This window comes from Rubripirellula tenax (assembly GCF_007860125.1).
Taxonomy (GTDB): domain Bacteria; phylum Planctomycetota; class Planctomycetia; order Pirellulales; family Pirellulaceae; genus Rubripirellula; species Rubripirellula tenax.
The window spans coordinates 470,340-481,783 of sequence record NZ_SJPW01000005.1; the positions used below are offsets into that span (position 1 = coordinate 470,340).

An 11,444-nucleotide genomic window follows, 5' to 3' on the forward strand; every position below is an offset into this window, starting at 1 on the left:
CCTTCGAAAGAGAACTTGAATCATGGCGAATGTACTGAAGGCAAACTCGCCTTCCGAGAAAGTCGAAGCGGCGCGAAACATATCCGGTCTTGCCGGATTCAACTTGAACGATCTCGCCGACGAAGGCCGAAGTCGGTTGGACGAGTGCCGGAATCAAGTCCGCCAAATGCTCGACGAAGCTGCGATCGAAGCCAAACGGATCCGAACCGAAGCCGAAGCGAAGGGCTATGAAGAAGGCCTGACGCGTGCGCAAGTCGACAACGACAAGAAGATCCGAGCCCAATCTGAACAACGAGCCAAAGAGGGTCTGAACGTCCTCCACCAAGCAGTCGAAAAACTACACACTCAGCACGAAGACTGGATGAAACAGTACAGTCGCACACTCAGCCGAATCGCACTGGCAGCCGCCGAACGCGTTGTCCGTCGCAAACTGGTCGATGAACCCGAGATCCTAGTCCGTTGGGCCGAAGACGCCCTGACAAGCACACGTTCGGCTTCGAAGTTGACGTTGGCCGTTCATCCGGAAACGATCGCCCAACTCGGTGAAGCCTTGGACCTGATGCTTGTGTCACCCGGCTTGCCCGAACAGACTCATGTCGAACCGGATGAAACGCTCGCACGCGACTCGGTCGTCGTTCGACAACTCGGTGGCGATATCCAAGCGGGTCTCGAGGCTCAATTGCATCGCCTCGAGGAATTGCTCGCATGACATCGCAAGCCTCCCAGCGGTTCAGCCTAAAAATCCCACCGCTTCCGGATGCCGATGCGGCGTCCGAAATGATCCAGCGTTCAACGACACATCAAGTGCGCGGACGTGTTTCGTCCGTGATCGGTGAAACGTTAGAAATCGAAGGCATGACAGCGCCGATCGGCGCGATCTGTGAATTGACGATGTCCGACGAGACGACGATGCGCGGCCGCGTGATCGGGTTTCGTGGCGTGCGGCCAGTGCTGGCACCGATGGAACGATTGTCGGCGGTATCGGCGGGCGATCCGGTTCGCTTGATCGACCGAAGCGCCAAACTGCGAGTCGGCCCGTCGTTGTGTGGACGCGTCATCGACGCCTTCGGCGATCCGATCGACGGTCGCCCATTGCCATCCGACTTGATTCCCGTCGACGCGGACCGAAGTCCACCCGAATCGCTCGATCGACCGCCGATCGACACCATCTTGCAAACCGGTGTGCGGGCAATCGACACAATGCTGACGTGCGGGCAGGGCCAGCGTCTGGGGATCTTCGCGGGTTCGGGAGTCGGTAAAAGTACGCTGCTGGGTATGTTGGCGCGGGGCAGCGCGGCCGACAAAATCGTGATCGGTATGATCGGCGAACGAGGTCGCGAGGTTCAAGAATTTATCAATCGTTGTTTGGGCGAGGCCGGTTTGGCGCGAAGCGTCGTGGTGGTTGCGACAAGTGATCGCCCGGCCGCACAACGAGTTTCGGCGGCCTGGACAGCAACCGCAATTGCGGAAACATTTCGTGACCAGGGACAAAACGTTTTATTGTTGCTGGACTCGGTAACCCGCTTCGCCATGGCGCAGCGTGAGCTTGGATTGGCCGCCGGTGAACCGCCGACGACCCGCGGCTATCCGCCCAGCGTCTTCAATATGTTGCCACGATTGGTCGAACGGACCGGCCGCACGACCAAGGGATCGATCACGGCGTTCTACACCGTCCTGGTCGAAGGCGACGACAACAACGAACCCATCGCCGACACGCTTCGCGGATTGCTGGATGGTCACATCATGCTCAGCCGTGAATTGACCGCTCAAGCTCAATGGCCGCCCATCGATGTGTTGGAAAGCCTTAGCCGCTTGCAACCTCATTTGATCACCGCCGAAATGTCATCGACGGTATCGACAGCACGCCGACACTTGTCGATGTACCGTCGCAACGCCGACTTGATCTCGATCGGCGCCTATCGCGCCGGCAGCGATCCCAACATCGACGCGGCGATCGCGATGCGAGAACCTATGAAGATGCTTTTGACTCAAACCGCTGATGAGATCGCACCGCTGGAACAATCGCACCTGCAATTGACCCAATTGATGCAGATGCCGATTGGCGCACTGAACGCAGCGATGGCTGGTCAACAGGCAACGCCCACCGACGTACCGGCTCCGACCGCAAGTCCGGCCAAGCCACAGGCTGCGGACAAACCTCGGGCCGCGGATCTGCCACGAACTCCGTCCCAAACCGCCAAAGACCAAAGAATTTTGAGCTAAAAAATGAGAAAAGGGTGTCCGCCCCCTTTTGTGCGAAGCACCCAAAGGGCCGGTACCCGGCAAAAGGCGTCGGACACCTTTTTTTCGCGCACCCCTGAGCGATAACAACCATGGCATTCAAATTCCGCTTCCAATCGATTCTCGATCTTCGTCGGCGCCAACGCGATGAAGCCGGTGCTGACGTGGGCAAGGCGAATCAGGCGATTGCTCGGATCGACGATCAAGCCCGTGACGTGGCAGCGAATCGTTCGCGTTTGCGAAACGAAACCGGTGGCACCCGAGTTGGCGAAGTCAATGTCGAAGGATTGATTTCGCTAGGACGGTACGAACTGCAACTGCAATCCGAACTTGCGCAATTAGCAGCCACACGAACCGAGTTGGTCAAAGAACTCGATCGTCGGCAAAGCTTGTTGGTGGAAGCAGAAGCCGAAGTGAAACGGTTTGAAAAGCTTCAAGGAAACGAACGTGAAACTCATCAAGCCCAAATGCTGGCGCGTGAGCAAGCCGACGCGGACGAGCGGACCAGCCAAGCCTACATCCTTGCTCGTCGGAGACCGGCATCGTGATTTCAAAACTCACCAAAGCCTTTGTCGTATTTTCCATAGCGACAGTCATCACACAGATCATCCTGTTCGGCTACGTCTTGTCGCGTGGGCATATGAACGGCGACACGCTGACGAAGGTGATCGCGTTGATCAACGGGATCGATATCTCCGGAAATCGCTTGCAGCAAATTCTGAGGCAAAGCGAAGACCGCGAGCAACCTGATTTCGACGAAATCCTGGAGGCACGGAAGCTCGAAAGCTACGATATGGAAGTTCGACTGAAGAGCCAGCAGGCGTTTCGTGACGAGTTGAGCACCAAGTTGGCGGAATTGAAAACCGAACGAGATCGATTCGATGAACGCCTCTCCTCGTTTCGCCGCGAACTTGAGGAAATCCGCGAAGGTGCTCAAAGTAAAGGCATTCAGGATGTGCAACGTACGCTTCAGTCACTTGATGCGGCTCAGGCTAAAGAACAACTCTTGATCATGTATGACGATGAAAGAATGGATGACGTCGTCACAATCATTCAAGCTATGTCCACAGAAAAACGAAAAGACATACTGGCGGAGTTCGTTTCGAAGGACGAAACGGAAAAACTTGCCGAAATTCTTCGCCGCATTGGCGAAGGCATGCCAACAACCGGCTTGATCAACAAAGCGAGCAACGGTCTGTAAAGGACCGCGATTGCTCGACCGATCGAGCCTGCACGTGACGAATACGTCCGAATGCCGGAATCCTGGGGGGGAAGCCGATCATGAGTGACCTCGAGACAAAGTCTGCGCGGGTATCGGTTTCGACACCCAACAATGCCAATTCAGCGCAGCGTCAGCAATCGATCAATGTCGGTGGCAACTTTTTTGCATCCGCCGATGGACTGGTGGACGCATTCTCGGAAGTGTTTGCCCGAATGGCGTCCTCGTCGACCCAACCGCTCGGACCGATCGCCGAGTCGCCCACGATCCAGTCGTATGATGTCGACAGTGCTGAGCCATCCGAAGCGACCGACTCGGCGTCCGAATCGAAAGAGTCGACCGAGGAACAAAAAACGGATGCGGCCGCGCCCGTGGAAGCTCGAGACGATACCGAACTCGTCGAACAAGTTGGCGTTGCAACCTTGACCGAGACCGACGAAACGTCGGAACCAGACGATGACAACGCAGACGAAGTCGTCGTCGTCAATGTCAGTATCGTGGTACCGAAATCGACCGACAGCGAGTCTGGCATTAGTGATATTGAAGCAGCCGCCACCGCCGGAGATCTCGAGCCAACGTTTACTGTCGAAGCATCGTTACGGAAGGATCGCTCGCCAAACGAAAACAACGATGGCTTGGACTCTGCCGTCCGAACGGAAGGCGAATCCGTCGATGCCGAATCCGAGGCCCCGGTGGCACAAACATCGGTCGAGAGTGAATTTGAATCGACGATTCCCAGCGGCGATGGAGCGGCCGGCGAACAAGATTCGACAACGGATTCGCGTCGTGATCGGCGACGCGACCGACGCGACAATCGAGGCATCGATGAATCCTCGAACCGGCCCAACGCCGCCGGATCGGCCAGCGGTTCGACGGAAAGGAACGGATCAATTCCGATACCCGAATCGATGATGGGCGATTCAGCCGGCCAACCGTTGGACCAGGAACTTGCTCAAGTTTCCACCGACAAGTTGGTGCAATCCGTGAACCGGACGGTGAATGTCGCCGCCGCAGTAACGGGCGCATCCCCCATTTCGTCGGCTGCTGCCGCGACATCATCACGCGGAACGTCAACCATCGACGGCGTCAACGGAACCGTCGACCAACGTCTAGACGCGCCCCCCACCGAAAACCGCGTCAATGGCGAACCCAAAACGAAGGCATCCGCGGGATCCCAAACCGACAATGTCGACACGCTCGCTCGCATCAAACTGATCCAACGGGTCAGCAAAGCGTTTCAGCACTTGGGTCCCGACGGAGGCGTCGTTCGATTGCGTCTGGCACCCTCGGAACTTGGCACCGTTCGGGTTGAAATGAGGCTGCACCAATCCAAGATCGAAGCTCGCGTGGTAGCCGATACCGAAGCCGCCAGTGCGGCCCTGCGAGAGCATTTGCCGGAACTGAGATCACGCCTTGAATCATTCGGCCTTCAAGTCGAAAAGATGGACGTCGAAACAGACCCTGGATTTGCGTCGAATGATTCCCCGTCATCGTTCAGCGATCAAGAAGCGTCGTCGAATCGGCAACGGCGGTATACGAACAGCAATGAATCAAGCGAGAAAGAAGTTTCACGGCCCGCCATGCCATCGGTTCTACGGCCGTTGGTTGGCACGGCTATCACTTCAGGTGTCGACCTTCAATTGTAAATTGATCTCGCGTCGGCCTTCGACGACTTCGTAAAGCTGAAGGTCGGGTACCGTACGCACTCAAGAAATCTCAGTGGTCAACTCATGTCAACAATCGGACAAACTGGCACAGCCAATTTCACGGCCTCCCAGTCGCAGGCCCAAGCCACCGACGCCTCGGACCCCTATGGCGAGCTGGATATCGATTCGTTCATGCAATTGCTGATCAGCGAAATGCAGAACCAAGACCCGCTTGAACCGATGAAAAACAGTGAGATGGTTGAACAGATCAGCCAGATTCGAAACATCGGCGCCACCGACGCGTTGACGAGCACCCTTAGCGGGCTGGCATCAAGCCAGGAATTGGTCACCGCCAGCAGCTTGATTGGCGAGCAAGTTACCGGATTGGCCGAGGACGGTTCCCCGATCGATGGCATCGTGGATCGTGTCACCGTGGAAACCAACAACGAAAACGATGCACGTTCGATCAAAGTTCACGTGGGTAATCAGACGATGAACATTAAGAACATCCGGGAAATTCAGACTGGGTAAACTTTATCGTTTGCCGTCCAGCGGCTTTCCAGGGTGCCACGTTACTAACGCATCCTGGGGAGACCGACGCCGATGGGACTCACATCCGCACTGACCACCGCACTAACCGGACTGGCTGCTGCCGAAGCTCAGATCGATGTGATCGGCAACAACTTGGCCAACTCGCAAACCGTTGGCTTCAAGTCGTCTGATGTCGTCTTTGCGACGCAGTTTCTTCAAACGCTGGCCCTGGGTGCCGGACCAACGGCCAACAACGGTGGTACAAACCCGCGCCAAATCGGTTTGGGTGTTCAGGTTGCCGAAATCGCCGCCAACCACAACCAGGGCACCATCGAAATCAGCAGCAGTTCGTCGGACTTGGCGATCCAAGGTGACGGCTTCTTCATCGTCGAAGGTGCGGACAAGGAACGACTGTATACGCGAAACGGGATCTTCAAGCTCAACAGCGATGCCGAATTGGTCAACAGCACCGGCCAGCGATTGCTTGGTTACGGAATTGACGATCAGTTTCGTTTACAAGAGACTTCATTGGTGCCTTTGTCGGTGCCGCTGGGGACCGAATCGGTTGCCAAAGCGACCGAGAACGTTACCTTCGAAGGTACCCTGACGCCTGAGGGCGATCTTGCAACGGTTTCCGAAGTGATCGAGTCGATCAAGTTGGGTGACGCGAACGTACCGCGTCCTGATGCGTCCGAGACACTGATCAGTGTCTCGCCGCTTTCTGACACCGCGGGCGTGACCGTGGGTACCGGTGGCGTCGGCACCCTTGCCGCCGGCACGTACAGGTACCGCGTCGCCTTGGTCGATTCGTCGGGCAACGAGTCAACCCTCAGCGCACCGATCACGGCGACCGTGGGCACCGGAGGCGCCGTCGCGCTGGGCGATCTACCAAACGAGCCGACGGGCGACTTCCCCACCGTCAACGTCTATCGCACCGGCCCCAACGGCAGCGACTTCTTCCGACTCGGATCGGCTGCAGCCGGTGCGACGTTTACTGACAACGGCTCGACCGCGCTTTCGGGCAACGCGATCAACGACGACACGCTGACGGGGAACTACACGTACATGATCACCTACAGCCGACCGGGCGAAAAAGAAAGTCGGCCAAGCGTCTTGATCGGACCACAGAACGTCGTCAACGGACGCGTGACGCTTTCCAACTTTCCGACGCCGCCAACACCCGAAACCGGTGACGCGTTCCCTGCATACACCCAAGTCAAAATTTACCGCAACTTGGCGGGTGACCAGAACAACTTTTATCTGGTGGATACCGTCGCACCGGGGACGGTCTACACCGACGGAAAATCGGATGCACAGATCGCCGATCTGGCGATTCCCGGCAACCAATTGGTCGACCTCGATGGACCAACCGTCAATAGCAGCACGTTGCTGACGTCGGTTTTGAAGCGTGACGGGCTGACGTACCAAAACGCTTTCGAATTGGGCACGCTCAGCTATAGCGGTCGCAAAGGCGGCCGCGCCTTGGGCACCCAGACTCTCGAGATCACCGAAACGACATCGGTTCAAGACTTCTTGGATTTTGTCGAGGCAGCCTCGGGCATCCAGAGTTTGCAAATCGACTCTCAAAACCCAGTTCTTGCGTCGGAGAACCTGATTGCCGGCGAAACGGGGACTCTGGTACCAGGCGGTTACATCCAAGACGGCGCTCTGCGCTTCGTCAGCAACACGGGCGAATTGAATGCCTTGGAAATTGACTTAGCCGCCTTCCAACTTCGCACACGAGCCGGCACCGTGACAACGCCGAACCTTGGTTTCGGATCGGCACAAGAAGCCGTCGGCCAAAGTGCCGCCAGCGACTTCATCGTCTATGATTCGCTGGGTGTTCCGATCAACGTCCGCGTCACGGTCGCGTTGGAAGCACGCACCAACGAACAAACCGTGTATCGCTGGTACGCCGACAGCCCCCAGAACCAATCTGCTTCGTCCGGCGGCGGTGTATCGGTGGGATCAGGATTGTTGTACTTCGACGGCAACGGCAGCTTCGTCAACTCATCCAATGATCGAATCGCCATCGGCCGCGACGACATCCCCAGCCTTTCGCCTTTGCAGTTCGACCTCGATTTTGACTTGGTGTCGGGCTTGGCGACGCAGAACGCGACGCTGGCAGCGACTCGACAAGACGGTAGCGAACCGGGCGTATTGAACAGCTTCGTGGTCGGCGAAGACGGAACGATCCGAGGCGTTTTCAGCAACGGGATCACGCGAGATTTGGGCCAGCTTCAATTGGCCCGCTTCGCCAACCCCGTCGGCTTGGAAGCACGCGGTTTGAACATGTATGCCAAAGGCGTCAACACGGGCTTGCCCGTCCAAGGTTCGCCGGGCGAAAACGGCATCGGCAATGTCATCGGTGGTGCGCTCGAATTGTCGAACACGGACATCGGCAAAGACTTGATCGAACTGGTGCTGGCCAGTACCCAGTACCGCGGAAACAGCCGCGTGATCACGACCAGCCAGCAGTTGCTCGACGAACTGTTGAACCTGCGTCGATAACCCAAACTCTTTTCTCTTTCCACTTCTCAGGTGCCTTTCATGTGGGTGGGGCTCTGGCAAGGACGGACCCACATGGGGAAAGAAGTGGCGTGCGAGTTTCGGCGGGAGTGATCAATTTTTTTGATCCGGCGTGAGATTCCGCCTGCAAGGTGGACTACAACCAATAGACATACGCTCTTTTGGTTGTTGGATTTCGCCGCATGTTGAACCCCGAGACACGACCGAGCTTGATCGTCCGGCTGGCGGATCAACGGGATCAATCCGCTTGGTGGTCCTTCGTCGAAACGTACGAGCCGTTCCTGAAGCACTTGATCGCTCGTCAGGGCGTTCCGCTCAACCACCAGGGCGACGTCGTCCAGCAAGTTCTCTTGGCCATCGCGGGATCCGTGTCCGGATGGACCGACGACGGGGCCGAAGCCTCGTTTCGTCGCTGGGTCAATCGCGTCGCCCGTAATGTCGTGATCAAATTCATGGCACGTCAACGCCGCCAAATTTCGGGGCAAGGTGGCAGCGACGCGATCGCCATGCTGGACCAACATCCCGACCGCACCGATCCGGCGATCGAGAATCAATACCGTCACGAATTGGTCGTGTGGGCGGCGGGAAGGGTCAAAGACGAATTCGCGCCGACAAGCTGGCAAGCGTTCTGGGGAACGATGATCGATGGCCGCGACGTGACCGAAGTTGCCGAGTCGATCGGCGTCTCGCCGGGCAGCATCTACATGTCGCGATCGCGAATCATCCGCCGCATTCGCGAAACGATTGACGAGGTGATGCAATGAAGGCCCATCACCCCAGCGACGCGGCGCTTGCCGATTCGGTCAACCAACGAACCGACCAAGCAACCGAAGACGCCGTCGTCGACCACCTTAGCAAGTGCCGCCAATGCCAATCACGCATCGACGCGTTGATTCGCAGCGATGACGGCAGTCACGAAATATCGCAAGTCCTTCGTCGTGAATCGGAATCGGCAAAATCGCTGGGATCTATCAATGGCGGAACGAGCGGCGAACACGAATCGATCGTCGATTTCGCGGTCGCTTTCCTTGAACCAACCGACCGATCCGATGCGCTCGGACGACTGGGCGAATTCGAAATCTTGTCCGTGATCGGTCATGGCGGCATGGGGATCGTGTTGAAAGGGTTCCAAGAAGAACTCAACCGTCCCGTCGCGGTGAAGGTCATGTCGCCACACTTGGCCACGATGGCGGTTGCGAGAAAACGGTTCTTGCGTGAAGCCCAAGCCACCGCCGCGGTGGTCCATCCCAACGTGATGCCGATCTTGTCGGTTAGCGAGTCATCATCGCTGCCGTTTTTGGTGATGCCGTTCGTTGCATGCCACTCGCTACAACAACGCCTCGATGCCGATGGCCCCTTGCCGCTTGTCGACACGCTGCGGATCGCCGTTCAAGTGGCGCACGGGCTAGCCGCGGCGCACGCCCAAGGGTTGGTTCACCGCGACGTCAAACCTGCCAACATTCTGTTAGAACGCAGCGTTGATCGAGCCATGCTGACGGACTTTGGCTTGGCCCGCGCAGCCGATGATGTGACCGTGACGCGTTCGGGCGTGATCGCCGGCACGCCCCAGTACATGTCACCCGAACAGGCGCGCGGATCGGCCATCGATGCTCGCAGTGATCTGTTTTCGCTCGGCAGTGTGATTCATGCGATGGCGGTGGGCAAGCCGCCCTTTCGAGCTGAAACCAGTTACGGCATTCTGCGAAAAATCACCGACGATGAACCTCGATCGATGCGAGTCCAAGGTGCCGACGTGCCTGATTGGATGGACCGGTTGGTCGCCAATCTGTTGTCAAAGAATGCCGACGATCGACCCCAGAGCGCTGCCGAGCTGGCAACGACCCTGGAAGTCTGCTTGGCTCACGTGCAACAGCCCACATCGAATGCCCTTCCCTCTTCGCTTGCCTCGCGACGGAAAATCAATCCCATGCTTCGATACCTGATAGGTGCGTTGGTCATCCTGGTCGTGTTGCCGGCAGTCGCGATGTTTGGTTGGTACGCGTCTTTGGATACACCAACGCAATCACCGGTGCGGCCAATGCCACCTTCGTTGGTCCCGGTAAGCGAAACCGAACCGACCGCTCCCGAACCAACCGTCCGTGAACAGATTCAGTCGCTCAACGATGAAGTGGATCAGCTGATGCAGAGGATGGAACGATGACCCTTGTCTCCCCAACGAATCAACGAGAGGTTCCCATGACGCGTTCTTATTCCATCGCCTTGGCATTTTTTGCCGTCTTCACGCTCGCAAATTTCACCAACGGCCAAGGAGGAATGGGCGGCGGAGGCTTCGGTGGAAATCAGGCCATGGAAGTCGTGATCCTGCTTGGCGAGGATTATGACTATCAATCGCCACCGTTCGTCAGCGCGCAAGAGATCGTGCGGGCGTTCGGCCCAGATCATAAGTCCGGAACGATGATCTTCGACGCGCCCACATTGGCAAGCGTTCGAGTGGACGTGACCAGCCGTGTTCCCAAGTCATCCAATCGGTCGATCGTCGCCGAGTACCCAAATTCGCTGGCGGGTGCCGAACTGGATCAGTTCAAAAAGAAGTCCAAACTCAACGCGCTTCGCTTCGGTATCAATGACGTCGAATTTGTTGAGGTGGACCCCAAGGACGAATACGGAGCCGAAAACGGCACCAGGTTATGGCTACGCGAACCGTACGTTTCGGAAAAAAAGTTGCAGGACGACTCGCGAATGTTATCGGAAATTTCTCGGACACTGGCCGCAGGCGATTTTGACAAACCATCGACGCCGGTCCGTTTGGATTTGTTCGCGGCAATGGTCAAGGCGCCGCAGTCCTACTACGACATGGGAATGGACATGATGGGGATGGAATCGGGAATGGGAATGGGAGGTGGAATGGGAATGGACGGTGAAATGGACATGGCAATGGGGAGGGAATCGGGAATGGGAATGGGAGCGGGAATGATCATGGGACCACTTAGCCATGAACAACTCAGCACCCAACGGGCCGCAAACGACACCCAACGCGCAGAGTTGAAAAAACGCATCGAGTCGATCGTTGCCGTGATCGCTCAAACGCCCGACGGCGATGACACGCAACTGCGGCGTCAACTGGCCGAGGTGGCCACGGCAGACCTGGCATTGGAACAGGAAAACGAGAGTCTTGAAGTTCAAATCATCCAATCGAAGCTCGAAGAACTGCGCGACCGCATCGAACGCGACCATCACCGGTTGAACCGAGACGAAACCATTCGGCAGCGCGTCGACGCTTGGTTGTCAAAACGCGAATAGACGTCAAACACGCCACC

10 protein-coding genes are annotated in these 11,444 nt (G+C 57.2%); all 10 read left to right on the forward strand.

Features of this window, described 5'->3' with window-relative positions:
* Positions 1–22 precede the first annotated feature (22 nt).
* The gene (locus Poly51_RS20130; RefSeq protein ID WP_146459573.1) at positions 23–709 is read left to right on the forward strand and encodes a FliH/SctL family protein; all 687 of its coding nucleotides are present in this window, start codon (positions 23–25) and stop codon (positions 707–709) included.
* Positions 706–2,223 carry a FliI/YscN family ATPase gene (locus tag Poly51_RS20135; protein WP_246114636.1) on the forward strand — a complete coding sequence of 506 codons (1,518 nt, stop codon included), beginning with the start codon at positions 706–708 and terminating at the stop codon, positions 2,221–2,223. Before Poly51_RS20130 ends, Poly51_RS20135 begins: the two co-directional genes overlap by 4 nt.
* A gap of 110 nt (positions 2,224–2,333) precedes the next feature.
* Positions 2,334–2,789: a flagellar export protein FliJ gene (gene fliJ, locus Poly51_RS20140; protein ID WP_146459574.1), complete on the forward strand. Its 456-nt coding sequence runs from the start codon at positions 2,334–2,336 to the stop codon at positions 2,787–2,789.
* On the forward strand, positions 2,786–3,442 hold the full coding sequence (locus tag Poly51_RS20145; protein ID WP_246114637.1) for a hypothetical protein: 657 nt from the start codon (positions 2,786–2,788) through the stop codon (positions 3,440–3,442). Before fliJ ends, Poly51_RS20145 begins: the two co-directional genes overlap by 4 nt.
* 80 nt (positions 3,443–3,522) lie before the next feature.
* Positions 3,523–5,106 (forward strand): flagellar hook-length control protein FliK, encoded by a 1,584-nt coding sequence (locus tag Poly51_RS20150; protein ID WP_146459575.1) that lies wholly within the window; start codon positions 3,523–3,525, stop codon positions 5,104–5,106.
* A gap of 84 nt (positions 5,107–5,190) precedes the next feature.
* The gene (locus Poly51_RS20155) at positions 5,191–5,637 is read left to right on the forward strand and encodes a flagellar hook assembly protein FlgD (RefSeq protein WP_146459576.1); all 447 of its coding nucleotides are present in this window, start codon (positions 5,191–5,193) and stop codon (positions 5,635–5,637) included.
* Between the two features lie 72 nt (positions 5,638–5,709).
* Complete coding sequence (locus Poly51_RS20160) at positions 5,710–8,148, forward strand: flagellar hook-basal body complex protein (RefSeq protein WP_146459577.1); 2,439 nt, start codon at positions 5,710–5,712, stop codon at positions 8,146–8,148.
* A 200-nt stretch (positions 8,149–8,348) separates the two neighbouring features.
* Positions 8,349–8,930, forward strand: coding sequence for a sigma-70 family RNA polymerase sigma factor (locus tag Poly51_RS20165; RefSeq protein WP_146459578.1), 582 nt, complete (start codon positions 8,349–8,351; stop codon positions 8,928–8,930).
* On the forward strand, positions 8,927–10,327 hold the full coding sequence (locus Poly51_RS20170; RefSeq protein WP_146459579.1) for a serine/threonine-protein kinase: 1,401 nt from the start codon (positions 8,927–8,929) through the stop codon (positions 10,325–10,327). The genes Poly51_RS20165 and Poly51_RS20170 overlap by 4 nt, the downstream gene beginning before the upstream one ends.
* Positions 10,328–10,362: 35 nt before the next feature.
* Positions 10,363–11,427, forward strand: a complete 1,065-nt coding sequence (locus Poly51_RS20175; protein WP_146459580.1) for a hypothetical protein — start codon at positions 10,363–10,365, stop codon at positions 11,425–11,427.
* The last annotated feature ends 17 nt before the right edge of the window (positions 11,428–11,444 follow it).